Genomic DNA, 25017 nt, shown 5'->3' with positions numbered 1-25017 from the left:
GCGCGGGGCAGGCGGTTCAGTGGGCGGAGAAGCCGCCGTCCACGAAGATCGACTGGCCGGTGACGTAGCCGGACGCCGCCGACGCCAGGAACACCGCCGCGCCCGCGAAGTCGTCCGCGACGCCGTTGCGGCCGGTCATCGTCCGCTCGGCGAGGGCCTTCACCATCGCCGGGTCGCCGGACAGCCGCGCGTTCAGCGGCGTCATCACGAACCCCGGCACCAGCGTGTTGGCGGTCACGCCGCGACCCGACCACGCCTCGGCCTGCGACCGGGCCAGCGCGACCAGCCCCGCCTTCGACACCCCGTACGCGCCGCTGGTCACCGACGCGCGGAACGCCTGCTGCGACGCGATGTGGATCAGCCGCCCGAAGCCGCGCCGCGCCATCGCGGGCCCGAACCGCTGGCCGAGCAGGAACGGCGCGTCCAGGTTCACCGCCATCGTGGTGTCCCAGACGTCCGCGCCGAGCTCGTCCATCGGCGGGCGCAGGTTCACCCCCGCCGCGTTCACCAGGATGTCCGGCTCCCCGAACGCCGCCGCCGCGGACTCGGCGGCGCGCGCCACGCCGTCCCGCGAACCGAGGTCGGCGCCGACCCACGCAGCCCGGCGGCCGTGCCCCTCCAGCTCGCCGACGGTCGCGGCCAGCTCCGCCTCCCGCCGCGCCACGACCACCACGGACGCGCCCGCCCGCGCCAGCGCGACCGCGATCGCCCGGCCGATCCCCGAGCTGCCGCCCGTCACCACCGCGACCCTGCCCTCCAGCGAGAACAGCTCCGACAGGTACGGGACGGGTGACGGCCGGTCGCTCATGACCGAGGAGTCTACGATCCGCGCCCTTCCAGTTCGGCGCTGGCCTCCGGCGTCTCCGGCCCTGCCTTCTGCGGCTCTTCGGCGGGCGGGGCGGGTGTGCGCTTGCGGCGGTGGGCCTCGCGCGCCGCCACGACCACCGCGATCAGGATCGGCACCGCGAACTTCGCCGCCGCCAGGACCGCCGCCAGCCACGGCGGCGCGGACACCTCCGGCAGATCGGGCAGATCGGGCAGGTTCGGCCAGGGGACGTCCGGCCAGGGGATCGACGGCGCGTCGACGTCGGGGAGCCGCACGTCCGGCCACGGGACGTCCGGCCACGGCACCGCGCCGAGCAGCACCCTGATCAGCACGCTGATCCCGAGCAGCGGGAGCAGCACCTTCGCGGTCGCCGCCGCCACGTGCCGGGAGGCGTACAGGAACGGATGCGCCCGCGCCAGCGCCTCCCGCCGGGCCGCCCGCGTCCCCGCGCCCGGCGCGAACGCGACCCGGCCCCCGCCCGAGTCGCCGTCCCCGTCCCCGTCCTCGCCGGTGGCGGGGACGAGGTCGCAGCGCGCCGCCTGCCCGTCGACCAGGCCGTGCAGGTCGAACGCCACCGCGACGCGCATCTCCCCGTACGGCAGCTCGGCCTTCATCTCGTCCGTGGTGGTGTCCCCGGCGGGTTCGCCGTCCACGAACAGGCGGACGGCCCGGTCCCAGCCGACCCGCGCGGTCTCGACCTCCAGCCGGCGCCCGTCGCGGACGAGCGTCCAGCGGCGCGCGGGCGCGCCGCGCAGCGAGAATCCCCCTGTCATGCCCCCGAGTGTCGGCGGCGGGCGGGGCTGGGCGCAGCGCCCGGACGGCCATGCCCGGTAGACCAAAGTCGACGCCGCCCCGGACCGACGGCGGTCAGGACGCGAAGGTCCACCGGGTCGCGCCGAACGGCTCGGTGATGCCGACCGCGACCGCCGTCCGCACGGTGAGGCGGTACAGGTGCCAGGGCGGCGGGCCCGCGCTCTGTGCGCTGAACGGGGCGGTGAAGGCGTCGCCGTCGACCTGCGCGGGCCAGCCGCCCGCCCGGTATCCGGCGGCGACCGGCTCCAGCACGGCCGGGTCGGTGACGCGCAGCGCCTCGCCTTCCAGCACCACGTCCGCGACCGCCGTGCGGATCGACAGCGTGCACGCCGGGTTGGCCGCCAGGTCGCGGGACTTGCGGGTGCCGGGCCCGCTGGTGAAGTACGGGTCGCCGTCGTGCCAGAGGGCGCCGACGCCCGCCGAGTGCGGGCGCCCGTCCGGGCTGACGGTGCCGAGGAACACCGGCGTCTCCATCTTCGGCAGCGCCGCGGTCAGGGCGTCCCGCACGGTGTCCCAGGCCAGCTCGCCGCCGCCGTAGATGTCGAGGTTGCGGACCTCGACGGGTTCGCGAACGGTCATGTTCTCGTCCTCCTTCACGCTCGGTCGTACCGTGCACATGTAGACGGGACGGGCGGCGGAAACTCATCGCCGCGTCCCCGCCGTCCTACCCCGCCCGCCGGAGGAAAGCGGTCAGGGGCTGTCCGCGTCGCCGCGCATACTGGGGGGATGTCATCGGCACGACTGCTGCGGCTGCTGTCGCTGCTGCAGACCCGCCGCGAGTGGCCCGGCCCGGAGCTGGCCGCGCGGCTCGGCGTGAGCGTCCGCACCGTCCGCCGCGACGTGGAGCGGCTGCGCGACCTCGGCTACCCCGTGCACGCCACGCCCGGCGCGGCGGGCGGATACGGGCTGGAGGCGGGCACGGCGATGCCGCCGCTGCTGCTGGACGACGAGGAGGCCGTCGCGATCGCCGTCGGCCTGCGCGCGGCGGCCGGGGGAGCGGTCGAGGGCATCGGGGAGGCGTCGGTGCGGGCCCTGGCCAAGCTTGAGCAGGTGCTGCCCGCCCGGCTGCGCCGCCGCGTCACCGCACTGCACGCCGCGACGACGCCGCTGACCGGCCCGCCCGCCGGTCCCGCCGCCGACCCCGAGGCGCTGACCGTGCTGGCCGCCGCGTCCCGCGACGGCGAACGGGTCCGCTTCGCCTACCGCGACCGCGGCGACGGCGAGACCCGCCGCCTGGTCGAACCGCACGGGCTGGTGTCGGCCGGGCGCCGCTGGTACCTGGTCGCCTTCGACACCGGCCGCGCCGACTGGCGGACGTTCCGCGTCGACCGGCTGTCGGACCCGCGTCCCACCGGGGTGCGGTGCCCGCCGCGCGAGCCGCCCGCCGCCGGCGCCGCCGCGTTCGTGGCCCGGTCGCTGGCGGGTGCGCGTCCCGCCGGGCGGGCGGTGCTGACCGTGCACGCCTCCGCGGCGCAGCTCGCCGACCGGTTCCGGGTGACCGGCGCGGAGGTCGAGCCCGTCGACGACCGCACCTGCAGGCTCCGCACGGCGCCCGACTCCCTGGAGTGGACGGCGCTGCGCATCGCCTACCTCGACCTGGACTTCGAGGTCGACGGCCCACCCGAACTCGCCGCGCGGCTCGCCGCGATGGCCGCCCGCCTCACCCGCGCCACCACCCCCGTGCGGGAGGGGAGCGGGGCGCGGTGCGAGGATGGGCCCGTGACGCAGGAGGAGCCGACGCCTGCCCCGGCGGCGGGCCGGTGAACGCGCCGGGGGACGCGCCAGGGGACGGGAGCGCCGGCGGCGCCGCGAACGACGACGCCGACGGCCGTCCCGGCAACTCCGAGGCGGCGCGGCAGCCGAAGCCGGGCACGCAGACCGTGGACCGGTCGGTCGCGGTGCTCCGCTCGTTCGAGGACGCCGCCCGGCAGACCCCCACCGAGATCGCGCACCGGACGGGCCTGTCGGTCAGCACCGCGCACCGGATCGTCCACGCCCTGCACGCCACCGGGATGCTCGCGCAGGACGCGGCGACCGAGCGGTACTTCCTCGGCCCCACCACCGCGATCCTCGGACGGCTGGCGCTGGAGCGGATGGGCGCGACCCTGCTGCAGCCGGAGCTGACCGCGCTGCGCGACGGGACCGGCGAGGCCGTCAGCCTCGGCGTGCGGGCCGGGGACGAGGTCGCGGTGCTGCTGCACCTGCCGTCCACCCACCCGCTGCGGTACGAGCAGCCGCCGGGGGACCGCAACCCGATCCACACGTGCGCGATGGGCAAGACCCTGCTGGCGTTCGGCGGCGACCCCGTCGCGATGGACGAGCCGTACCGCAGCTTCACCCCCGCCACCCTCACCACCCGCGCGGAGCTGGACGCCGACCTGCGGCGCGTCCGCGACCGGGGGTTCGCGGTCAACGACGAGGAGCGGCTGCCGGGCGTGCGGGCGGTGGCGGCGCCGGTCCGCGACGGCGGCGGACGGGTGTTCGCGGCCGTCGCGCTCCAGGGGCCCTCGGTCCGGTTCGGCGACGACCGGCTCCCCGGCCTCGCCGAAGCGGTCCGCGCCGCCGCGGGTCGGCTCACCGACCTGCACCGCCACCTCTCCTAGCCCCGGCGGCCCGTTTCAGCGGTCCGTCTCAGCGGCCCGTCTCAGCCGCCTGCCTCAGCGGGCTGGTCCAGGCGGCGTGCGGCCGCGGTCAGTTCGTCCAGGAGGGCGGCGACCGCGGGCGGCCGCGGGCCCGCCGGGACGACCGCGGCGATGCTCCGGCGGCCGACGCCGGGGACGTCGGCGGCGGTGACGCCCGGCTCGGCGTGCAGCGCGAGCGCCAGCGCCGGCAGCGTCGTGACGGCCAGGCCCCGCGCGACGAGCCGCTGGATCGCGACGTGGTCCTCGGTGGCGTAGGCGATGTCGGGCACGAACCCGGCCCGCGCGCACGCCCACCGCAGATGGTCGCGGCACCGCGCGCACCCCGACGCCCACGTCTCCCCGGCCAGGCCGTCCAACCCGGCGAACCCGGCCCCGGCGGCGGGGTGCCCGGTGGGGACGAGGAGGCGCAGCGGGTCGTCGCACAGCGCGACCTCGCGGAACCGGGCGTCGGTGTCGGGCGGCATGTGGGCGTAGCGGAACACGACGGCGACGTCGGTGTCCCCGGCGCGCAGCAGCGACATCGCCTCGGCGGGCTCGGCGTCCACCAGTGTGACCGACACGCCGGGCGCGCGGGCGCGCAGCCCGGCGATCGCGTCGGGCAGCAGCGCCCCGGCGGCGGTGGGGAACACCGCGACGCGGACGCGGCCGGCGCGGAGCCCGGCGATCGCGGCGATGCGCTCCTCGGCGTCGTCCATGCGGGCGAGGACGTCCTCGACGTGCTCGACCAGGATCCGCCCGGCCTCGGTGAGGCGGACGCCGCGGCCGTGCCGCACCACCAGCGGCGTGCCGACCTCGGCCTCCAGCCGCGCGACGTGGTGCGACACGGCGGGCTGGGTGTAGGCGAGGGATTTCGCGGCGGCGGTCATCGAGCCGAGCCGGGCCACCTCCCGCAGGATCCGGCCCCGGTGCAGGTCCAGCATCCCCGCAAGGTATCAACCACACTGATGGATCGCCCAGAAGATCTTACTTTGTCCTATGGGTGGGGTGTGGCCGACGATCGACGGCATGAGCCTTTCGATCGAGGACGCGCGCCGCGAGTTCCGCGCCGGGGTCGCCTACCTGAACACTGCCGCCTACGGGCTGCCGCCGCGCGCGGCGCACGAGGCGATGCTCGCCGCCGAGCGGGACCGCGCCGCCGGGCTCCTCGCGCCCGGCGCGCTGGACGAGGCCGTCACCCGGTCCAGGGAGGCGTTCGCGCGGCTGCTCGGCGTGCCCGCCGCGCGGGTGGCGTGCGGGCCGCAGGTGTCCTACTTCGTCGGGCTGGTCGCGGCGTCGCTGCCCGCCGGGTCGAGCGTCCTGGTCGCCGACGGGGACTTCACCTCGCTGCTGTGGCCGTTCGCCGCCCGCCCCGGCCTGACCGTCCGGTCGGTGCCCTTGGAGCGGATCGCCGAGCACGTGGACGGCGTCGACGTCGTCGCGGTGTCGGCGGTGCAGTCCGCCGACGGGCGCGTCGCCCCGATGGCCGACCTGGTCGCCGCCGCGCGCGTGCACGGCGCGCGGATCCTGCTGGACGCCACCCAGGCCGCCGGGTGGCTGCCGCTGCCCGCCGCCGACGTCGACTGGCTGGTGTGCGGCGGGTACAAGTGGCTGCTCGGACCGCGCGGCACCTGCTTCCTCACCGGCGTCCCCGACGCGCTGGACGCGCTGCCCGCCATCGGCGCCGGCTGGTACGCGGGCGCCGACGTCTGGGACTCGGTGTACGGGCTGCCGGTGCGCCTGGCCCCGGACGCGCGGCGCCTGGACCTGTCCCCGGCGTGGCAGTGCTGGGCCGGGCACGCCCCCGCCCTGGAACTGCTGGAACGCGTCGGGGTCGAGGCGATCCACGCCCACGACGTGGGACTGGCGCGCCGGTTCAGCGCCGCGCTCGGGCTCCCGCCGGGCGACTCGGCGATCGTTGCGGTGACCGTCCCGGACGGGACGGCCGAGACGCTGCGCGCGGGCGGCGTGGTCGCCTCGGTCCGGGCGGGACGGCTGCGCTGCGCGTTCCACCTCACCACCACCGAGGCCGACGTCGACAAGGCCGCCGCCCTCCTCCTCGCGGCCGGCGCGGGCGGGGCGGGGTGAGGTTCGGGCGTCGGCCGAAGTTCTTACAAGGTTCGTACAAGGCGCCGTGACGGGGCGGTTCCCGGCGGTGCGGGCGGTCCGCGCGGCCTACGTTCGTCGGCATGAACGTACTGCTCACCGGGTCGGCGGGGTTCGTCGGCTCGCACGCGGCCGAGGCGCTGACCGCCGCCGGGCACCGCGTCCGCGGCCTGGACCTGCACCCCACCGCCCCCGGCACAGGCGACGGCGGGATGGTCGACGGGGAGGTCGCGGACGTGCGGGACGCCGACGCCGTCGCGCGGCTGCTGCGCGGCGTGGACGCCGTCTGCCACCAGGCCGCCAAGGTCGGCCTCGGCGTGGACGTGTCCGACATGCCCGCCTACACGTCCGTGAACGTGCAGGGCACCGCGGTGCTGCTCGCGGAGATGGCCCGCGCCGGGGTCGGCGCGCTGGTCCTGGCGTCGTCGATGGTGGTGTACGGGGAGGGTGCCTACACGTGCGGGCGGCACGGGAGCGTGCACCCCGGGCCGCGGCCGGAGGAGGCGCTGCGGGCCGGGCGGTTCGAGCCCGCCTGCCCCGAGTGCGGCCGCCCCCTCGACCCGGGCGCGGTCGGGGAGGACGCGGCGCCCGCGCCGCGCAACGCCTACGCCGACACCAAGCTCGCGCAGGAGAACCTCGCGGCGTCGTGGGCGCGGACGACCGGCGGGACCGTCGCCGCGCTGCGCTACCACAACGTGTACGGGCCGCGGATGCCGCGCGGCACCCCCTACGCAGGGGTCGCGGCGATCTTCCGGTCGCGGCTGGCGGACGGCCGCGCGCCGCTGGTGTTCGAGGACGGGGGGCAGCGCCGCGACTTCGTGCACGTCCGCGACGTCGCCCGCGCGAACGTGCTGGCTCTGGAGCGGGTCGCGGGCGAGCGGGTCGCGGGGGAGCGGCCGCCGGAGCCGGGCGGGCTGCGCGCCTACAACGTCGCCAGCGGCGAGCCCCGCACGGTCGGGGACCTGGCGGCGGCGCTGGCCGCCGCGTCCGGGGGCCCGGCGCCGCGCGTCACCGGCGACTACCGGCTCGGCGACGTCCGGCACATCGTCGCGCGCCCCGACCGGGCCCGCCGCGAGCTGGGGTTCGCGGCGTCGGTGTCGTTCGCCGACGGGATGGCCGAGTTCGCGCGCCCACCCGCCCCCACCACCGCTGCGGTTGAGGCCGGGGCGCCGAAGGCGGCGACGCGGTGACCGGCGACGCGATCGACGTGATCCTCCCGTGCCTGGACGAGGCCGAGGCGCTGCCGTGGGTGCTGGCCCGGATGCCGGACGGGTTCCGCCCGCTGGTGGTCGACAACGGCTCCACCGACGGGTCGGCGGACGTCGCCGAGGCGCACGGCGCGCGGGTGGTCGCGGCGCCGGTCCGCGGGTTCGGCGCGGCGTGCCACGCGGGCCTGCTCGCCGCGTCCAGCGACGTGGTGTGCGTGATGGACGCCGACGCCTCGCTCGACCCCGCCGACCTGCCCCGCCTGACCGCCGCGCTGACGGCGCTCCAGTCGGGCGGCGTCCCCGGCCTGGTGCTGGGGCGGCGGCGGCCGGTGGGGCGGGGCGCGTGGCCGCCGCACGCCCGGCTCGGCAACGCCGTGCTGGCCCGGTCGCTGAACCGGCGCGCCGGGACGCGGCTGCGCGACCTCGGGCCGATGCGCGCCGCCCGCCGCGCCGCGCTGCTGTCGCTCGGACTTTCCGACCGCCGGTTCGGCTATCCGCTGGAGGCGGTGCTGCGCGCCGCCGCCGCGGGCTGGCGGATCGGCGAGGTCGACGTCCCCTACCGCCCGCGGACCGGGACGTCGAAGGTCACCGGGACGCTCGGCGGGACGGTCCGCGCCGTTCGCGACATGCGCCGCGTCCTGGCGGAGGCCGCGCCATGACGCCCGAACCCGCCGCACCCGCCGTCCCGGCGGTGGATCCGGTGGTGGATCTGGTGGTGATCGCCAAGGAGCCGGCGCCGGGCCGGGTGAAGACCCGACTGTCGTCCCGCTACACCCCGGGCGAGGCGGCGGGACTGGCGGAGGCGGCGCTGCGCGACACGCTCGCCGCGGTCACCGCAGCCCCGGCCGGGCGCCGCACTCTGGCCCTGTCCGGGACGCCGGGACCGTGGCTGCCGGACGGAGTCGCGGTCGTCGCGCAGCGCGGCGGCGGGCTGGACGAGCGGCTCGCCGCCGCGTTCGACGACGCCTACGCCGGACGTCCGCTCGTACTGATCGGGATGGACACCCCGCAGGTCACCCCCGCGCTCCTCGCCGAGGCGGGCCGCGGGCTGGCCCGGCGGGACGCGGTGCTCGGCCCGGCGTCCGACGGCGGGTTCTGGCTGCTCGGGCTGCGCCGCCCGGACGCGCGGCTGCTGCGCGGCGTCCCGATGTCGACCCCTCGCACCGGCGCGGCGCAGCTCGCGCGGCTGCACGGCGCCGGGCTCGCGGTGGGTCTGCTGCCGGAGCTGACCGACGTCGACGTCCCGGCCGACGCCGACGCGGTCGCCGAACTGGCGCCCGCGACCCGGTTCGCCGCCGCCGTCCGCGCCCTGCGCGCGGCGCGGGCCGAGCGTGAGGGGGTCGTGTCGGCGTGATCGGCGAACTGTACGAGGACGCGCTGCGCGACCGCGTCCCGGTGGAGATCGAGCACGCCGACGGGCGGCGCCGCCCGCTGCCGGTGCGGGACTGGCTGGGCCCGCGCCCCGGCGACGGCGGGCTCCTGGCCCGCTGCGCGGGCCCCACCCTGGACGTCGGCTCCGGCCCCGGACGGCTGACGGTGGCGCTGGCCAGGCGCGGCGTCCCGGTGCTGGGCATCGACCTGGCCCCGGCCGCGGTCGCGTTGACGGTCGCGGCGGGCGCCCCGGCGCTGTGCCGGGACGTGTTCGGCCGCGTCCCCGGCGCCGGGCGGTGGCGGACGGCGCTGCTCGCCGACGGCAACATCGGCATCGGCGGCGACCCGGCCGCGCTGCTGCGCCGCGTCCTGGCGCTGCTCGCGCCCGGCGGACTGGTCCTGGCGGAGGTGGAGCCGCCCGGCGCGGGGTCGCGGGTGGAGCCGCTGCGGCTGCGGTCGGAACGCGCGGTCGGGGAGTGGTTCGCGTGGGCGCGGGTGTCGGCCGACGCCGTCACCGGGCTCGCCGCCGGGTGCGCGGCGTCGGTCACGGAGGTATGGGAGGAGGCGGACCGGTGGTTCGTCGCGCTGCGCCGCTGAACGGGCCGAGCAGGCTCGGACCCGCCGACCCGCGGACGGTCGCGGGACGGTTCACCAGCCCCCTGCACGACGAGCGGATCGCGGCGTGGCTGGGGATCGCGCTCGGGATCAGCTTCACCTCGGCGTTCGCGACCGGGCTGGTGTCGCACTTCATGCAGCACCCGCAGGGCTGGATGGCGTGGCCGTCGCGTCCGGTGAACCTGTACCGGGTCACGCAGGGCGTGCACGTGATCGGCGGGCTGGCGACGGTACCGCTGCTGCTGGCCAAGCTGTGGACGGTCTACCCGCGGCTGTGGCAGTGGCCGCCGATCCGGTCGGCGGCGCACGCGGCGCGGCGCGCGGCGGTGTTCGCGCTGGTCGCGGGCTCGGTGTTCCAGCTCGTCACCGGCGTGCTGAACATCGCGTACTGGTACGCGTTCCCGTTCTTCTTCACCACCGCGCACTACTGGACCGCCTACATCGTGTTCGGCGCGCTGCTGATCCACATCGCCGACGAGTGGGACCGGACGCGCCGCACCGTCATGACCCGCCCCCGCGACGCGGTCGGCCGCCGCAGGTTCCTGCTCACCGCCGCCGGGGCGTCCGGGCTGATCGCGGCGACGACCGTGGGGCAGACGTTCACGCCGCTGGCGCGGCTTGCGGTGCTCGCGCCGCGCCGTCCCGGCGTCGGGCCGCAGCGGCTGCCGGTGAACAAGTCCGCGGCGTACGCGGGCGTGGTCGCGGCGGCCCGCGACCCGGGATGGCGGCTGACGGTGACCGGCCGCGTCCGCCGCGAGGTCGCGCTGTCCATGGACGACCTGCGCGCCCTCCCGCAGCGCTCCGCGCGGCTCCCGATCGCGTGCGTGGAGGGGTGGAGCGCGGAGGCCGACTGGCGCGGCGTCCGGCTCCGGGACGTGCTGGCCCTGGCGGGCGCCCCCGCCGACGCGCGGGTGCGGGTGGAGTCGCTGGAGACCTGGGGGATCTACCGCACCTCCGACGTCGCGCCCGACCACTGGCGCGACCCGCTCACCCTCCTCGCCCTGGAGGTCAACGGCGAACCGCTCGCCCTGGACCACGGCTACCCCTGCCGCCTGATCGCACCGAACCGGCCCGGCGTGATGCAGACCAAATGGCTGTACCGGGTGGTGGTCACGTGAACCGTCCGGCGGCGGGCACGGTGGTGAGGGGTGCGGTGAGCCTGGCGGGGGCGGCGCTGATCGGGTGGGGCGTGTACGGGATCGTCGCGAACGTCGGGGTCGGGGGATGGGCGCCGTGGTTCGCGGGGGCGGCGGTGTTGCACGACGGGGTCCTGGTCCCGCTGGTGCTCGTCGCGGGGGTGCTGACCGGGTTCGTCCCGGCCGCCTACCGGGGGGCCGTGCGGGCGGCGCTGGTGATCGCGGGCTGCGTGACGGTGGTGGCGCTGCCGATGGTCCTCGGCGAGGGGCGGCGGGCGGACGAGCCGTCCCGGCTGCCGCTGCCCTACGACCGCAACTTCGCGATCGTCCTCGCCTTCGTGGCGGCGGTGGCCGTGACGTCGGTCGCGGTCCGCGGGGTCGCACGGCGGAGGAGGCGGACGCGATGACGGTCACCCGCGTCCGGCGCGAGGCCACCGGAGGAGAAGGGGAGGCGCGGCGGGCGGGCCGGGCCGGGTGGGTCGCAGCGGCGGTGTGGGCGGCGGGGATCGCGGCCGCGTTCGCCGTCGGCTGGCAGCTGCGCCGCGCCGGGCTGGCCACCGAGGACGCCTTGCCCCCGCTGCACGCCCGCCTGCGCGGGCACCCCCTGACCTGGCCGGTGCTGCCCGCCGTCGCGGTCGCCGCCGCGCTGGTCGCGGCGCTCCCGGCGCTGGCGGCGCGGCTGCCGTGGCGGGTCCTGCTGCTCGCGGCGTGGGCGTCGTGCGCGGCGTGGACGGTCGCGCTCGCCGCCGCCGACGGCCCGGCAGCCCTCGCCCGCCCCCTGGACGCGCCGACCGAGTACCCGGCGGGCCTGGCGCAGGTCCGCCCGGACCCCCTGGACTGGATCGCGACGTTCACCGACCGGCTCGGCGGCTACACCACGCACGTGCGGGGGCATCCGCCGCTGCCGACGCTGGCGCTGTGGGCGCTTGAGCGCGCCGGGCTCGGCGGGACGGCCTGGGCGGCGGCGCTGATCGTCGCGGCGGGCACGTCGGCGGTCGCGGCGATCGCGGTGACGGTGCGGTGCGTGGCGGGGGAGGCGGCGGCACGGTCGGCGGTCCCGTTCCTGGCCCTGGCCCCGCTGGCGGTGTGGGTGGCGACGGCGATGGACGCGTTCTTCCTGGCCGTGGCCGCCTGGGGCACCGCCCTGCTGGCGATGTCGGTGCGGTCGGCGCGCCCGGTCATTGCCGCCGCCGCGGGCGGGTTGCTGCTGGGGTGCGTGCCGTATCTGAGTTACGGGCTGCTGCCGCTGTTCGCGGTCCCGGCGGCGGTGGTCCTGCTGCGGCGTCCCCCGGTGCGTGCGCTGGTCGCGGCGGCGGTCGGGTCGGCGGTGGTCCCGGCGGCGTTCACGGCGCTGGGGTTCTGGTGGCCGGACGGCGTCCGCGCGACCCTGGACACCTACCTGGTCAGCCGCGGGTCGGCGCAGCGCTCCTACGCCTACTTCGCGTTCGGGAACCTGGCGGTGCTGGGGCTGCTCACGGGCCCGGCGGTCGCGCACGCCCTGCCCCGGACGGCGGCGGCGCTCTGGCGCGCCGCCCGCTCCCGGACGGCGCTCCCGGGCGCCTGCGCCCTGGCGGGGGCGGCGCTGCTGGGGGTGCTCGTCCTGGACGCGTCCGGCGTCACCAAGGGCGAGGTCGAGCGGATCTGGGTGCCGTTCGCCGCGTGGCTGCTCGTCGCCGCCCCACCGGGGCACCGCCGGCGGGGGTGGCTGGCGGCGCAGGCGGCGACGGCGCTGACCGTCCAGGCGCTGGTCCTGTCGCCCTGGTGACCGCGCCCTCGACGGCCCGCGAAAAACTTTGAAGAAAAAATCCGGGGGGATGTCGATCCGGGCGCGGGCCGTGCGACGCATCGGTGAAAGGCAGATGAGACACCCCGCACGGAAGGACCACCGCCATGACCGCCCACACCGCCACCACTCACACCGCGTCCGCCCTCCCCACCGTCCCCGAGACCGCCGCCGGGGAGCGGCGCGTGCTGCGCAAGGTGCTGTGGGGCGCGCAGATCCTGCTGGCCGCGTTCCTGTTCTTCGCCTCGGCGCTGCCGAAGTTCGCCGGTCAGGTCGACGCGGTGAAGACGTTCGACGAGATCGGCTGGGGCCAGTGGTTCCGGTACGTGACCGGCGCGGTCGAGGCGGCGGGCGCCATCGGACTGGTGGTCCCGCGGCTGGCGGGGCTGGCCGCGGCCGGGCTGATCGGGCTGATGGGCGGCGCCGTCCTCACCCAGGTGCTGGTGCTGGAGCCGGCGTGGGCGCTGCTGCCCGCCGCGTACGCGGCGGTGTTCGCGGCGATCGCCTGGGACCGCCGCGCCGAGTCCCGCGCGGTCCTGCGCTCCCTCAAGCGCTGACGAGCGTCCGAACCCGAACGGCGGACGGCCCGGGGCCCCGGTGGGGCAGCCGGGCCGTCCGCCGTTCAGGCATTCCGGTCAAGCGCCGGGTGTGCCGTCCCCGCGCAGGACGGCGCGGAGTTCGGCGGTGAGCGCGGCCGACTCCTCGGGACGCCCGTGATACGCGGCAGGCGTGTTCTGAAACAGCGCGACGCGCCACCGTCCCATGAGCTTGGACGCGGTGAGGGTCTGCACGCAGTTGACGGCGGGGTCGATGTCGGCGGCGCCGGGCGGCACCATGCCCGCGACGGCGCGCAGCACGGCGGCGCCCGGGCCGACGACCCGGACGTCGCGGACCTCGGCGACGTACCGGGCGGTGGCGTGGTCGGCGAAGATCCGGTCGAGCTGTTCGGCGATCCGCTCGCGGCCCGAGTGCACGGTGCCGTCGAACCCGACGGTCTCGCCGTCGTCGTGGAACGGCTCGGCGAAGGCGCGGCCGTCGCGGGCGTTCCAGCCGTCCAGGATCCGCCGGTACAGGTCGCGGACGGCGTCCAGGTCGCCGAGCAGCGCCGCGTACCGGTCGTGGTGGACGCGCCAGCGGGCGGTGGTCCAGTTCGCCCAGTCGACGCGGGCGCCGCCGAGCGCGTCGTCGAGGTAGTCCAGGTGGAGGTGCCATCCGGCCAGGGTCCGGGTGACGAACTCCTCGGGGACCTCGACCTCGCTGGTGAACACCAGGTGCGTCCCCTCGGGGACGGGGGTGAGCTCCCAGCGCAGGACGCCGTGCAGGTCGGAGTCCAGTTCGAGCAGGCGCGGCGGGTCGAAGGCGGTGACGGTGCCGCGGGCGACGGCGGGCTCGGCGTCGCCCGCGTTGAGCCAGCGCAGCTCGAACCCGCCGCCCGCGGCGGGTTCCAGGGCGGCGTCGGCGAGCCAGGCCGACAGTTCGGCGGGGTCGGTGAGGGCGCGCCAGACCCGCTCGGGCGGGTGCCGCAGGCGGCGCTCCAGGCGCAGCAGGGCGCGGCCGTCCCGGCGGGCGGCGGCGCCGTAGGGGGCGCCGGTGTCCGGGTCGTGGGTGGTCATGGCCACGAACATAACCCGCCACGCATATGCCTTTCAAGGCATGTACAGCCCGGAGGGGTCAGTTCGGGGGCCAGGTGATGAGGGTGTGTCCCCAGGTCAGGCCCGCGCCGAACCCGGCGAGCAGGACCAGGTCGCCGGGCCCGATCCGGTCGTCGCGGACGGCGCGGTCCAGGGCGTAGGGGATGCTCGCCGCGCCGATGTTGCCGACGTCCTGCCCGACGATGGCGAGCCGGCCCGGGTCCAGGCCGGCGGCGCCGGCGAGGGAGGCGACCAGCCGCGGGTTGGGCTGGTGCGGGACGACCAGGTCAAGGTCGGCGGGCTTGAGCCCGGCCGCGTCGGCGGCGTCGCCGACCAGCCGGGGGAAGATCCCGGTGATGAAGTCGCGGACGGCGCGCCCGTCCATGTGGATGGTGTGGCCGAGCCCGGCGAGGGTGTCGGCGCTGGCGGGGGCGCGGCTGCCGCCCGCCGGGATGAGGACGTCGTCGGCGCCCGAGCCGTCCGACCCGAGCGTGATCGGCCCGAACCCGTAGGGCGGGGGGACGGGCCCGACGACCGCGGCGGCGGCGCCGTCCCCGAACAGCGCGGCGGTGGCGCGGTCGGCGCGGTTGAGGAACCGCGAGTACACCTCGACGCCGACGACCAGCGCGTACGGGGCCGAGCCGCGCTGGGTGGCCAGCCACCCGACGGCGGTCTGCAGCCCGAACACGAACCCGGTGCAGGCGGCGGAGATGTCGAACGCGGCGGCCCGGCGCGCGCCGAGCATGGCCTGCACGCGGCAGGCGGTGGACGGCGCGATCACGTCGGGCGTGGACGTGCCGAGGACGATCAGCCCGACGTCGGCGGCGCGCAGCCCGGCGGCGCGCAGGGCGCGGTCCGCGGCGGCGGCCGCGAGGTCGGAGGCGGCCTCGGCGGGCGCGGCGACGTGCCGGCGGCGGATCCCGGTGCGGGACTCGATCCATCCGGGGTCCAGTCCGAGGGAGCGGGACACTTCTGCGCTCGGGACGCCGTCGCCGGGTAGGTAGGACCCGGTCGCGCGGATCGCCCACGACGGCCCGCCGAAGGGGAGGTGCTGGTCCGGACGGGGCCGGGGGAGCGGGCCCGGCCGGCCCGACCGCCGTTCCGCGCGTCCGCCGCCGTGTCCGGTCATGTGTGCGTTCATCTGCCCGCCACCCTTCGTGCCGCACTGACGGTTGTCAGCCCGATCCCATGAGTGAATAATCCCATTTCAGGGTTTTCGTTCCATAACTATGTGTTAAGCGGCCTTTATCCGAATAGAAAAGAGTGCCTTCCTTTCAGGTAAGGAGACCCCCGCGTGCCGTCCTCCGAATTCCGCCCGGCCGAGGAGCTCAAGCCCGACGACACCTGCGCCTTCCTGTTCGCCGGCACCGGCTCGGCGGGCGCGCCCGACCTGCCGGCGCTCGCCCGGACCGGGCCCGGCGCCGCCCGCGCCGTCGCCGACGTCCTGGACGCCGTCCAGGAGGGACTGCCGCCCGCCGGGTGGCCGTCCCTGCGCACGATCCTGCTGGACGACCCCGCCGCCTACCGTCCCGCCGCCCGCGCCCCCGGCGTCGCGCAGCTCGCCTCCTACGCCGTCGCCGTCGCCGTCGACCGGGCGCTGCGCGCGCACGGCGTCCACCCCGCCTTCGCCGTCGGGCAGAGCTTCGGCGAGATCGCCGCGCTGGTGTGCGCGGGCGCGTTCACCGTCGCCGACGGCGCCCGGATGGCGGTGTCGGCCGTCGACGTCCTGGCCCGGCGCGGCCGGGGCGGCGGCATGGGACTGCTGGAGGCGGACGAGGACGACGCCCGCGCCTGCATCACCGCCGCCGGGGAACCGGGCGTGGTCGTCGCGTGCCTGAACGCCCCGTCGGCGACGGTGGTGTCCGGCCCGGACGGGCCCCTGGACGCCGTCCTCGCCGCGGCCCGCGGCCGCGGCGTCGGCGCGGTGCGGCTCGCCGTGCCCTACCTGTCGCACCATCCCGCGCTGGCGGGCGCCGACGACGAGTGGTACGCCATGATCCGCCCGTTCCCGCAGCGCCCCCTGGAGGTCGCGGTGCACTCCCCGGTCCGCGGCCGCGCCTACCGCGACGACGACGACCTGCACCGCGCGCTGGCCGACTGCATCGTCGAGCCGGTGCGGCTGCCGGACGCGCTGCGCGCCGTCCACGCGGCGGGCGCGACGGTGTTCGCCGAGGCGGGCGCGGGCGCCGCGCTGTGCCAGTGCGCCCGGCTGTGCGTCCCCGGCGCGCGGACGCTGACGCCGCTGCGGGACCGTCCCCGGCCCGGCGTCACCGGCAAGGCCGCCCCCGCCGTCACGGCGGGCGGCGTCCCGCCCGTGACACCGAAACCACCCCCCGACCCGGGCCCCGGCGCCGCGCGGGACGCGGTGTCCGGACTCGCGGGCGAGGGCGGTGGACGACGATGAGCGGCGGCAGTGGCGGTGGCGGCGGTGGTGGTGGTCTGGCCGGGTTCGTGCGCGGCGCGTCCGTGGACGCCAAGACCCGCGCGCGGCTCGCGGACGCGGTCCCCGAGGAGTTCTTCACCGTCCCCGACGGGCTGACGCCGCGCGCCCGGCAGGCCCTCACCTACGAGCGGCTGCGCCGCGCCGGGCTCGCCGCGCCGCCCGCCGCCGACCTGCTGGCCGACCCGCCCGCGCTGTGCGCGCTGCTGGACCGCGCCGCGGTCGCCGACCCCGCGCTGTTCCACGTGATGCTGCTGCACTACACCCTCGCGCTCGGCCCGGTGCTGCGGTTCGGCGCCGACGAGCCCGAGACGCGGCGGATCCGCGGCGAACTGGAGTCGATGGCCGCGTTCGGGACGCTGCTGATGACCGAGGTGGGGCGCAGCAACAGCCACCTGTCGCCGCGCACCCTGGCCCGGCACGACCCGGACGGCGGCGGGTTCGTCCTCACCACCCCGGACGCGCGGGCCGCGAAGTTCCCCACCAACACCGCGCACCCGGATGTCCCGAAGACCGCCGCCGTGTACGCCACGCTCGTCCACGGCGGGGCCGAGCGGGGGGTGTTCGTGTTCGCGGTGCCGCTGCGCGGAGGCGACGGCGCGGTCCCGCCCGGCGTCCGGGTGGTGCCCGCGCCCGACACCACCGGCCTGCCCGTCGACTACGCCGCCGTCCTGCTGGAGGACGTCCGCGTCCCCTACGGGGCGTGGCTGCGCGACGGCGCCGCCATCGACGCCGCCGGGGAGTTCCACGACCCCGAGGGCACGGCGGCGGCGCGGCTGACCCGCTCGATGGGCATCGCGCCGCGGGTGTGGCGGGCCGTGGTGTCGGCGTCGGCGGCGGTCACGCGCGCGGCGGCCGGGACGCTGCTGGCGCACTCGGCGGGCCGGACCACCCTCGGGCGGCTCGCCCCGCGCCGCCCGCTGACCGACTACAACAACCAGCGCGAGGCGGTGCTCGGCGCGCTGGCCGCCGGGTACGCGCTGACCGCCGTCGCCGCGCACGCCACCGCGCCCCGCCCCACCCCCGCAAGCGGCGCGGGCGGGCCGGAGACGGCGTGGGCGCCGTGGTCGGCGGTCGACCGGGACCTGGCGCTGCTGAAGGCGGCGGCGACCACGCAGGCGCAGGAGACGGTGTCGGCGTGCCGGGTGCACAGCGGCGCGCCGGGCTTCGCGGCCGTGGAGCGCCTCAACTCCTACCGGGGCCTGACCCACGCCTACACCAACGCGGGCGGCGACAACGAACTGATCCTCTACGACACGGCGCGGGCGATGGCCGACCTGGACCGCTACGTCCCGCCCGAGGCCCGCGACGTCGCCCCCGACGCCGACCTGGACGCGCCGGAGACGTGGCTTGCGCTGGCGGGGGAGGCCGAGCGGCGGATGCGCGACCGGCTCGCCGACCGGGTCGCGGCGGCCCGCCGCTCCGGCGCCGACGCGTTCACCGCGTGGAACGGCAACCTCGTCCTCGCGGCGCGGACGGCCGGGGCGTGCGCGGACCGGCTGGTCCTGGAGATCCTCGCCGCCGCGCCCGCGGCGGCGGCCCCGGACGCGCGGCCGCTGCTGCGGCGGGTGCTGGGCCTGCACGCGCTGAACCTGCTGGAGCGCCGCGCCGCCGACCTCCTCAACGAGGGCGCCGCGCCGCCCGGCGTCCTGGACCGGCTGTGGGCGGCGCGGCGGCGGGTCTGCGACGAACTGGCCCCGCACGCCGGGGAACTGGCCGCCGCGTTCGAGCTGCCCGCGGCGGTCACCGCCCCATCCGCGTTCCTCACCGCCCCCTGACCCGGCCCGCCCGTCCCTCCTCTCCGTTCCCGGGGCCCGTCGGCGGGTCCGTCGCAGGGCCCGCCGACGGGCGTATCCGCACGCCACGCCGCGACTTTGCCAAGGACGCGGGGGAACCGGCGGGAGATGGCTACCGTTCTCGTAAGACAGACGAACACGTTGCGGGCACACGGGACCCGCACGGGCCGATACGGAGGTAGACACAGTGGGAGTCAGTCTGAGCAAGGGCGGCAACGTCTCGCTGACCAAGGAGGCTCCGGGACTGACCGCCGTCGTGGTCGGCCTCGGCTGGGACGTCCGGACCACGACCGGGACCGACTTCGACCTCGACGCCAGCGCGCTGCTGTGCTCGGCCGAGAACAAGGTCCTGTCGGACCAGCACTTCGTGTTCTTCAACAACCTCAAGAGCCCCGACGGGTCGGTCGAGCACACCGGCGACAACCTCACCGGCGAGGGCGAGGGCGACGACGAGCAGATCAAGGTGAACCTCGCCGGCGTCCCCGCCGAGATCACCAAGATCGTGTTCCCGGTGTCGATCTACGACGCCGACGGCCGGCAGCAGAACTTCGGCCAGGTCCGCAACGCGTTCATCCGGGTGGTGAACCAGGCCGACAACAGCGAGATCGCGCGCTACGACCTGTCGGAGGACGCCTCGACCGAGACCGCGATGGTGTTCGGCGAGCTGTACCGCAGCGGCGCGGAGTGGAAGTTCCGCGCGGTCGGCCAGGGGTACGCCTCGGGCCTGTCGGGCATCGCGTCCGACTTCGGGGTGAACGTCTGACCCAGCTCCCGACGTCTGAGCCGGGGGGCTCGAGCGTGCGGGGGGAGCGCGCTGCGTTGAGCGCCGGCTGCACGGCGCGGAAGGGGCGTCTCGGAGCGGGCCCGCGAGGGCCGGTTCCGGGACGCCCCTCGTTCGCCCAAGGGGCGGCCCGGGATGGCCGGGGGACGATCTTCGCCTGCGACAATGGGGGCATGAGCGAGCGCGGGCCGATCGACTACTGGCTGTCGGACATGGACGGGGTCCTGGTCCACGAGGGCCGTCCCGTCCCCGGGGCGCAGGAGTTCGTCCGGCGGCTGTCGACGTCGGGCAAACCGTTCCTGGTCTTGACCAACAACTCGATCTACACGCGGCGGGACCTGTCGGCGCGGCTCGCGGCCGCGGGCTTGCGGGTGCCGGCCGAGTCGATCTGGACGTCGGCGCTGGCGACCGCGAAGTTCCTCGCCGACCAGCGCCCCGCCGGATCCGCCTACGTGATCGGGGAGGCGGGGCTGACGACGGCGCTGCACGAGTCGGACTTCGTGCTGACCGACATCGACCCCGACTACGTGGTGCTCGGCGAGACCCGCACCTACAGCTTCTCCCAGATCACGCGGGCGATCCGGCTGATCGAGGGCGGCGCCCGGTTCGTCGCGACCAACCCCGACCCGATCGGCCCGTCCCCCGAGGGATCCCTCCCGGCGTGCGGCGCGGTCGCCGCGATGATCACCCGGGCGACCGGGGTGGAGCCGTACTTCGTCGGGAAGCCGAACCCGCTGATGATGCGGACGGCGCTCAACATGATCGGCGGGCACAGCGAGCGGACCGCGATGGTCGGCGACCGGATGGACACCGACATCGTCGCCGGCGTCGAGGCCGGGCTGGAGACGATCCTGGTCCTGACGGGCGTGACCCGCGAGGAGGAGATCCCCCGGTTCCCGTTCCGGCCGCACCGGGTCGTCCCGTCGATCGCGGACCTGCACGACCTGGTCTGACCGGGGACGGGGCCCGTGGCGGCGGCGATGCGGATGATCCGGGACGGCGGGACGCGGGAACTGGAGGTCCGCAGGTCCCGGTTCGTGTGCACGCTCGCCCGCGTCGCGGAGGAGGCGGACGCGGCGGCGTTCATCGCCGGGCACCGCCGCGCGCACCGCGACGCGACCCACAACTGCACCGCCTACGTCGTCGGGGAGCACGGCGAGATCACTCGCAGCAGCGACGACGGGGAGCCCGCGGGGACGGCGGGCGTCCCGATGCTGGAGGTGCTGGTCCGCCGCGGCCTGACCGGGACGGCCGCGGTCGTCACCCGGTACTTCGGCGGGGTGAAGCTCGGCGCGGGCGGCCTGGCCCGCGCCTACGCCCAGGCGGTCGGCGACGCGGTAGACGCTGTCGGCGTGGTGGAACTGCGCCCGGTGGTGACGGTCACGGTGTCCGTCGACCACGCCCTGGCGGGACGGTTCCTCACCGACCTGCACGCCCGCGGCCCGCAGCCCGGCGACGTCCGCTACGGCGCGGGCGTGGAGGCGGACGTGGCGGTCCCGGCGGCCGACCTCGACGAGTTCGAGGCGTGGGCGGCGCGGGTCACGGCCGGACGCGCGCGGGTGCGGCGCGGCGCGCCCGGCCACATCGAGGTCCCCGTCACCTGACCGATCCCGGCCCGGGTCGGGGGTCAGGTGGTGAGGAATTCGGACAGGACGGGCGCGAGCGCGTCCGGTGCGACGTCGTGGGTCTGGCCGGGCAGGGTACGGTGCGTCCCGGCGGGCAGGAGCTCGGCGGTGCGGGCGGCGATGTCGCGCATCCACGCCGGGCTGTCACCGCCGTCCAGGACCAGCACCGGGACGGCGACCTCGCGCAGCATCTCTTCGGGGACGGCGCCGCCGCCGCCCGAGTCGCCCATCCGGGGTGTCGCCGCGCCCGCGCCGGTCGTAGGCGATGCGGGTGCCGTCCGCGGATTTCACGATGTCCATGAGGGTGTCCTTCCCAGGTTCCGGCGCGCGGCGCCCGCGGAACACCCGCGCGACCCGTCGCGTCCGACACGCCGCGCCTTCCCTCGAACGGCACGTCGGACGGGGTGGGGGTCGTGTAGCATCACCCGGCGATGACCAGCAGTTTCATCCTCCGCGACCAGGTCCGGGCGGGGATCCTCGACGCCGCGGCGGCGGTGCTGGCCGAGCGGGACGGCCCGGCGAGCATGACCGACGTCGCCCACGCCGCCGGAGTGCCCCGCGACACCCTGGACCGCTACTTCCCGACCCGGGACGCGCTGCTGTGCGCCCTGTCCGAGGCGGCGCTGGCCGACCTGTCCGGACGGCTCGCCGACGCGCGGCTGGACACCGTCCCGATCGCGGACGCCGTCGCCCGGATGACCGGCGCGACCATCGCCGTGGCCGCCCGCTACCGGACGGCCGGGCTGTTCGGCCGGACACCGGCGGAGGCGCGGCGGGTCGAGCGGCGGCTCGCGGCGCCGCTGCACGCGGTGTTCGAGCGCGGCGCCCGGTCGGGCGCGTTCCGCGCCGACATCCCCCTCCACACCCTCGCCGAGCTGTACTTCAGTCTGCTGGAGGGCGTGGTGTCACGGGTGGTCGGACGGCGCCTCGAAGTGGAGGAGGCGAGCGCGTCGGTGACGTCGCTGTTCCTGTCGGGCGCGCTCGCCCCTAAGCCGCCAGGCCCCCGCTGACACGCCCTGCGAGCCGACCTGCCCGTGGGGTCAGCCGCCGAGGCTGTCCAGGGCGACGTCGAGGCGCTGGGCGAGGCTTTCGATCTGCTCGTCGTTGGCCCCGGTGTCCAGCTCGGCGATCACGGCGTCGCGGGTGGTGAGGACGAGCGCGTCCTCGGGCCCGTCGCCGCGGGACGGGTCGCGGGGCACCACCCGGGCGCGCCCGCCGACGACGACGAGCGCGGCGTCGCGGTCGGTGGAGGCCAGCAGGGCGTGCAGGTGCTCGGAAGTGATCGTCGGCATGGACTGCCCTCCGGATTTCGCGGGTTTCGGCGGTACGGCTGGGAACGGGTCCCACTCGGGACGATTGGCGGCTGCTGGGACAGGGGGCGAGGTCAGGGTTTGCGGCCGATGCCGGTGGCGAACTCGCGGGCCCGCATCGGACCGCCCGCGCCGGGGGACAGGGGCGGGGTGCCGCGCCCGGCGCCGGTGCGCAGGCCCTCCAGGAACTCCTCGATCGCCGCGCGGGCGGAGTGGCGGGGCGTCCAGCCGAGCTCGCCCCGGGCCCGCGGGGTGTCCATGACCGGGACCCGCAGGGCCAGGTCGAGCAGGCCCGGCGAGGCGGGCACCAGGTGCAGCGCCCACGCGGCGGCGACCGCGGCCCGCACGCCCCGCACCGGCACCCGCACCGTCCGCGCGCCGAGGATGTCGGCGAGGGCCGCCGCGTCCAGGACGGGGTCGGCGGCGACGTTGAACGCGCCGCGCGCGTCGCCGGTGGCGGCGAGCCGGAACGCCTCCCCGGCGTCCGCCGAGTGCAGCGCCTGCAGCGTCAGCCCCGGCATGTCCGGGACGACCGGCACCCGCCCCGGCCGGACCAGACGACCCGGCAGCAGCGGACCGGCGAACAGCCGCCGCTGCTCGGCCGCGGTCTGCCGCTCGAACACGAACCCCGGCCGGATCCGCACGACGCGGCAGTCGGGGTTCGCGGCCTCGAACACGTCCAGGAGACGCTCGACGTAGGCCTTCTCCCGGCTGTAGGCGGCGCCCGGCCAGCCGTGCGTCGGCCACGACTCGTCGACCGCCCGGTCCTTGGGGCCGGGGGAGTACGCCCCGACCGACGACGAGTACACCACCGCCGGGACACGCGCCTCGGCGGCCGCGTCGAACACCCGGGAGCTGCCGAGGACGTTGGCGTCCCACGTCACGGCGGGACGGTGCGTCGGCTGGAACAGCCACGCCAGGTGAACCACGGCGTCCGCGCCGCGCATCAGCGGGACCAGGTCGCTGTCGGTGACGTCGGCCTCGGCCCACTCGACCTTGCGCGCCTCGTCCGCGCCCAAGCCCACGTCCGGCCCCGCGTCGGGGTCGGGGCGGCGGCGGGCGAGGCCGGTGATCGCGGTGACGGCCGGGTCCGCGGCGAGCGCCCGGACCGTGCGGGTCCCGATGTTGCCGGTCGCGCCGGTCACGACGACGCGCATTGGCGGCCTCCCTCCTATGCCGCCCCCGCGGACCGTCCCCGCAGGTGGACGGGACCGGGCCCATTCCCGCCCCGCGCCGATCTATGCCCCGCCCCCGCGCCCGGCCGAGAACGGGGAGTGGACGGGCGGAGACGGTGCAGGAGACAGGCGGGGCGGCGGGCGGGTCAGGCCGCGGGTCAGGCTGGGTGCGGGTCGCCGGGACGGCACCGCTCGCACGGCCGGTACCCGGCGGCGCGGGCGGCGGCCAGGTCACCGAACCCGCGCCGGTGCGCGGCCGTGATCCGGCGCGCGTCGCCGCAGGTCGGGTAGCACACGATCCCGGTGGTGTCGCTCCCGACGAGACGGACGCCGCGGCGGGCCAGGTCGGCGGCCGCGTCGACGTCGACGTCCTCGGCGCGCAGCAGCCGCTCCTTGGCGGCGGCGCCGAACACGTACTCGCCGAGCGTCCCGTCCGAGCGGGTCACGCGGTGGCAGGGGATCAGCAGCGGCACCGGGTTACGGCCCAGCGCCGACCCCACCGCCCGCACCGCCTTCGGCCGCCCGGCCTGCCGCGCCACCCACGCGTACGGGCGGGTCTGCCCGCGCGGGATCGCCGCGGCGGCGCGCAGCACGTCGGCCTCGAAGCCGCTGAGGCCCCGCAGGTCCAGCCGCAGCCCGCCGAGCCGCCCGGTGCGCAGCGCGGGCACCAGCCCGGCGGGCGGACGCGCGGCGGGCAGCAGCGGACGCGCGAACCGGGCGCGGAACTCGGCGGCGAACTCGGCGTCGTCCATCCCGGCGCGCAGGAACGCCACGCCCTGGTCGGTGAACGCGACCTGCACGCTCTCCAGGGGCCCGGGGACGTGGACGCGCCGCGCGGCGACCCGGTCCAGCAGCGACGGCGGCGGCTCGACGGCGAGCCCCGCCAGCTCACCGGCCAGCTCGCCCGTCAGTTCGCTTTCCGGGCCGCCGGTGGTCGGGTTGAGGGCGGTGTTGTCGTGGTGGTGGTTCATGGGGTGCCCCCTCGCTGGTCAAGGTGCTGCGGTTCGGTGTCTCCCGGGCCGGGTCGCGGGCGGGCGCGCAGCGCGCGCAGCCGGGACAGCCCCCGGGAGACGTGCGACTTGGCGGTGCCCTCCGGCACGCCGAGGACGACGGCGATCTCCGCGACCGGCAGCCCGGCGACATGCCGGAGCACCACGGCCGCGCGCTGCGCCTGCGGCAGCTCGCTCAGCAGCGCGGCGAGCTCCCGGCCGGTCTCGTGGCGGGCGGCGGCGTCCTCCACGCCCTCACCGGGGTCGGGCGGGTCGGGCGCGTCCTCCAGCGGCCCCGGCGGCGGACGCCGCACCGCCGACCGGACGGCGTTGCGCCACACGTTCGTCAGGATCGTCAGCAGCCACGCCCGCGGCCGCAGCTCCTCGATCCGCGCCGGACCGTACCCGCACAGCGCCCGGTAGGCGCGCAGGAACGCCTCCGCCGACAGGTCCTCGGCCTCGGCCCACCGCCCGCACAGCCGCAGCGCCGTCGAGAACACCGCGCCCCGGTACGCCTCGTACATGGCCTCGAACCCGGCGTCCAGGTCGCGGGACAGCGCCGCCACGACCCGCGCGGCCGCCTCGGCCGCCTCGTCAGCGGCCGCCTGGTCCGCGGGCACCGCGTCCATGGCCGCCGCGTCCTGCGGCCCGCCGCCGTCGCGATCGTCGGCGGGGCCGTCGTCGGCGGGGCCGGGCCGGGTGCGGGGGAGTTCCTCGTCCGTTACCGTCACATCCGTTCAACACCGCCGCGCCCCGTCCCGTTGCGCCACCCGGCATCCGGCGGCAGGTCAGCG

28 protein-coding genes are annotated in these 25017 nt (G+C 77.1%); 17 read left to right on the top strand and 11 right to left on the bottom strand.

What is annotated here, in order from left to right; all coding sequences use genetic code 11:
* Window positions 1–16: 16 nt before the first annotated feature.
* The 3 genes from FXF65_RS08690 to FXF65_RS08680 all read right to left on the bottom strand — a co-directional run bounded on the left by FXF65_RS08690 (window position 17) and on the right by FXF65_RS08680 (window position 2218).
* Window positions 17–808, bottom strand: a complete 792-nt coding sequence (locus FXF65_RS08690; RefSeq protein WP_148349192.1) for an SDR family NAD(P)-dependent oxidoreductase — start codon at window positions 806–808, stop codon at window positions 17–19.
* A gap of 11 nt (window positions 809–819) precedes the next feature.
* The gene (locus FXF65_RS08685; RefSeq protein WP_148349191.1) at window positions 820–1599 is read right to left on the bottom strand and encodes a hypothetical protein; all 780 of its coding nucleotides are present in this window, start codon (window positions 1597–1599) and stop codon (window positions 820–822) included.
* Between the two features lie 94 nt (window positions 1600–1693).
* Window positions 1694–2218 carry a pyridoxamine 5'-phosphate oxidase family protein gene (locus tag FXF65_RS08680; RefSeq protein WP_148349190.1) on the bottom strand — a complete coding sequence of 175 codons (525 nt, stop codon included), beginning with the start codon at window positions 2216–2218 and terminating at the stop codon, window positions 1694–1696.
* A 147-nt stretch (window positions 2219–2365) separates the two neighbouring features.
* On the opposite strand from FXF65_RS08680, the gene FXF65_RS08675 reads away from it, so the two are divergent.
* Together FXF65_RS08675 and FXF65_RS08670 are read left to right on the top strand one after the other, a co-directional pair.
* A complete protein-coding gene (locus tag FXF65_RS08675) occupies window positions 2366–3403 on the top strand; it encodes a helix-turn-helix transcriptional regulator (protein ID WP_148349189.1) in 1038 nt (345 codons plus the stop codon).
* A complete protein-coding gene (locus FXF65_RS08670) occupies window positions 3400–4242 on the top strand; it encodes an IclR family transcriptional regulator (RefSeq protein ID WP_187412179.1) in 843 nt (280 codons plus the stop codon). The genes FXF65_RS08675 and FXF65_RS08670 overlap by 4 nt, the downstream gene beginning before the upstream one ends.
* A gap of 41 nt (window positions 4243–4283) precedes the next feature.
* On the opposite strand, the gene FXF65_RS08665 is transcribed toward FXF65_RS08670, so the two are convergent.
* A complete protein-coding gene (locus tag FXF65_RS08665) occupies window positions 4284–5201 on the bottom strand; it encodes a LysR family transcriptional regulator (protein WP_148349187.1) in 918 nt (305 codons plus the stop codon).
* Between the two features lie 85 nt (window positions 5202–5286).
* On the opposite strand from FXF65_RS08665, the gene FXF65_RS08660 reads away from it, so the two are divergent.
* The 9 genes from FXF65_RS08660 to FXF65_RS08620 all read left to right on the top strand — a co-directional run bounded on the left by FXF65_RS08660 (window position 5287) and on the right by FXF65_RS08620 (window position 13033).
* On the top strand, window positions 5287–6345 hold the full coding sequence (locus tag FXF65_RS08660) for an aminotransferase class V-fold PLP-dependent enzyme (RefSeq protein WP_222868444.1): 1059 nt from the start codon (window positions 5287–5289) through the stop codon (window positions 6343–6345).
* Between the two features lie 101 nt (window positions 6346–6446).
* Window positions 6447–7553 (top strand): NAD-dependent epimerase/dehydratase family protein, encoded by a 1107-nt coding sequence (locus FXF65_RS08655; protein WP_148349185.1) that lies wholly within the window; start codon window positions 6447–6449, stop codon window positions 7551–7553.
* Window positions 7550–8230 carry a glycosyltransferase family 2 protein gene (locus tag FXF65_RS08650; protein ID WP_222868443.1) on the top strand — a complete coding sequence of 227 codons (681 nt, stop codon included), beginning with the start codon at window positions 7550–7552 and terminating at the stop codon, window positions 8228–8230. The genes FXF65_RS08655 and FXF65_RS08650 overlap by 4 nt, the downstream gene beginning before the upstream one ends.
* A complete protein-coding gene (locus FXF65_RS08645) occupies window positions 8227–8925 on the top strand; it encodes a TIGR04282 family arsenosugar biosynthesis glycosyltransferase (protein WP_222868442.1) in 699 nt (232 codons plus the stop codon). Before FXF65_RS08650 ends, FXF65_RS08645 begins: the two co-directional genes overlap by 4 nt.
* On the top strand, window positions 8922–9539 hold the full coding sequence (locus tag FXF65_RS08640; RefSeq protein ID WP_148349184.1) for a class I SAM-dependent methyltransferase: 618 nt from the start codon (window positions 8922–8924) through the stop codon (window positions 9537–9539). Before FXF65_RS08645 ends, FXF65_RS08640 begins: the two co-directional genes overlap by 4 nt.
* On the top strand, window positions 9515–10675 hold the full coding sequence (locus tag FXF65_RS08635) for a molybdopterin-dependent oxidoreductase (protein ID WP_246198433.1): 1161 nt from the start codon (window positions 9515–9517) through the stop codon (window positions 10673–10675). The genes FXF65_RS08640 and FXF65_RS08635 overlap by 25 nt, the downstream gene beginning before the upstream one ends.
* Window positions 10672–11100, top strand: coding sequence for a hypothetical protein (locus FXF65_RS08630; protein ID WP_222868441.1), 429 nt, complete (start codon window positions 10672–10674; stop codon window positions 11098–11100). The genes FXF65_RS08635 and FXF65_RS08630 overlap by 4 nt, the downstream gene beginning before the upstream one ends.
* On the top strand, window positions 11097–12458 hold the full coding sequence (locus FXF65_RS08625) for a hypothetical protein (RefSeq protein ID WP_148349181.1): 1362 nt from the start codon (window positions 11097–11099) through the stop codon (window positions 12456–12458). Before FXF65_RS08630 ends, FXF65_RS08625 begins: the two co-directional genes overlap by 4 nt.
* Before the next feature lie 125 nt (window positions 12459–12583).
* Window positions 12584–13033, top strand: a complete 450-nt coding sequence (locus FXF65_RS08620; RefSeq protein WP_148349180.1) for a DoxX family protein — start codon at window positions 12584–12586, stop codon at window positions 13031–13033.
* Window positions 13034–13111: 78 nt separating this feature from the next.
* On the opposite strand, the gene FXF65_RS08615 is transcribed toward FXF65_RS08620, so the two are convergent.
* Both FXF65_RS08615 and FXF65_RS08610 read right to left on the bottom strand, forming a co-directional pair.
* Window positions 13112–14089, bottom strand: a complete 978-nt coding sequence (locus tag FXF65_RS08615) for an SgcJ/EcaC family oxidoreductase (protein ID WP_187412178.1) — start codon at window positions 14087–14089, stop codon at window positions 13112–13114.
* 58 nt (window positions 14090–14147) lie between these two features.
* Complete coding sequence (locus tag FXF65_RS08610; protein WP_246198432.1) at window positions 14148–15248, bottom strand: 3-oxoacyl-ACP synthase III family protein; 1101 nt, start codon at window positions 15246–15248, stop codon at window positions 14148–14150.
* Window positions 15249–15401: 153 nt separating this feature from the next.
* On the opposite strand from FXF65_RS08610, the gene FXF65_RS08605 reads away from it, so the two are divergent.
* The 5 genes from FXF65_RS08605 (at window position 15402) to FXF65_RS08585 (ending at window position 20728) form a co-directional block, all read left to right on the top strand.
* Window positions 15402–16511: an acyltransferase domain-containing protein gene (locus tag FXF65_RS08605; protein WP_148349178.1), complete on the top strand. Its 1110-nt coding sequence runs from the start codon at window positions 15402–15404 to the stop codon at window positions 16509–16511.
* A complete protein-coding gene (locus tag FXF65_RS45820; RefSeq protein ID WP_148349177.1) occupies window positions 16508–18325 on the top strand; it encodes an acyl-CoA dehydrogenase in 1818 nt (605 codons plus the stop codon). Before FXF65_RS08605 ends, FXF65_RS45820 begins: the two co-directional genes overlap by 4 nt.
* 205 nt (window positions 18326–18530) lie before the next feature.
* Complete coding sequence (locus FXF65_RS08595; protein ID WP_148349176.1) at window positions 18531–19106, top strand: TerD family protein; 576 nt, start codon at window positions 18531–18533, stop codon at window positions 19104–19106.
* A gap of 191 nt (window positions 19107–19297) precedes the next feature.
* Window positions 19298–20077, top strand: coding sequence for an HAD-IIA family hydrolase (locus FXF65_RS08590; RefSeq protein WP_148349175.1), 780 nt, complete (start codon window positions 19298–19300; stop codon window positions 20075–20077).
* A gap of 27 nt (window positions 20078–20104) precedes the next feature.
* The gene (locus FXF65_RS08585) at window positions 20105–20728 is read left to right on the top strand and encodes an IMPACT family protein (protein WP_148349475.1); all 624 of its coding nucleotides are present in this window, start codon (window positions 20105–20107) and stop codon (window positions 20726–20728) included.
* Between the two features lie 23 nt (window positions 20729–20751).
* Here the strand turns inward: FXF65_RS08585 and FXF65_RS08580 are convergent, their stop codons facing one another.
* The gene (locus FXF65_RS08580) at window positions 20752–20979 is read right to left on the bottom strand and encodes an alpha/beta fold hydrolase (RefSeq protein WP_148349174.1); all 228 of its coding nucleotides are present in this window, start codon (window positions 20977–20979) and stop codon (window positions 20752–20754) included.
* 201 nt (window positions 20980–21180) lie between these two features.
* On the opposite strand from FXF65_RS08580, the gene FXF65_RS08575 reads away from it, so the two are divergent.
* Window positions 21181–21759, top strand: coding sequence for a TetR/AcrR family transcriptional regulator (locus FXF65_RS08575; protein ID WP_148349173.1), 579 nt, complete (start codon window positions 21181–21183; stop codon window positions 21757–21759).
* A gap of 30 nt (window positions 21760–21789) precedes the next feature.
* On the opposite strand, the gene FXF65_RS08570 is transcribed toward FXF65_RS08575, so the two are convergent.
* From FXF65_RS08570 to FXF65_RS08555, 4 genes are all read right to left on the bottom strand, one after another.
* Window positions 21790–22041 carry a hypothetical protein gene (locus FXF65_RS08570; protein WP_148349172.1) on the bottom strand — a complete coding sequence of 84 codons (252 nt, stop codon included), beginning with the start codon at window positions 22039–22041 and terminating at the stop codon, window positions 21790–21792.
* A gap of 92 nt (window positions 22042–22133) precedes the next feature.
* Window positions 22134–23216: an NAD-dependent epimerase/dehydratase family protein gene (locus FXF65_RS08565; RefSeq protein WP_148349171.1), complete on the bottom strand. Its 1083-nt coding sequence runs from the start codon at window positions 23214–23216 to the stop codon at window positions 22134–22136.
* Window positions 23217–23392: 176 nt separating this feature from the next.
* Window positions 23393–24205 (bottom strand): methylated-DNA--[protein]-cysteine S-methyltransferase, encoded by an 813-nt coding sequence (locus tag FXF65_RS08560; protein WP_148349170.1) that lies wholly within the window; start codon window positions 24203–24205, stop codon window positions 23393–23395.
* Complete coding sequence (locus FXF65_RS08555) at window positions 24202–24954, bottom strand: RNA polymerase sigma factor (protein ID WP_246198429.1); 753 nt, start codon at window positions 24952–24954, stop codon at window positions 24202–24204. The genes FXF65_RS08560 and FXF65_RS08555 overlap by 4 nt, the downstream gene beginning before the upstream one ends.
* Window positions 24955–25017: the final 63 nt, after the last annotated feature.

This window comes from Actinomadura syzygii, from assembly GCF_008085905.1.
Classification (GTDB): Bacteria; Actinomycetota; Actinomycetes; order Streptosporangiales; family Streptosporangiaceae; genus Spirillospora; species Spirillospora syzygii.
Note: the sequence above shows the minus strand (reverse complement) of the source record. Positions and strands in the feature narration are given on the sequence as shown.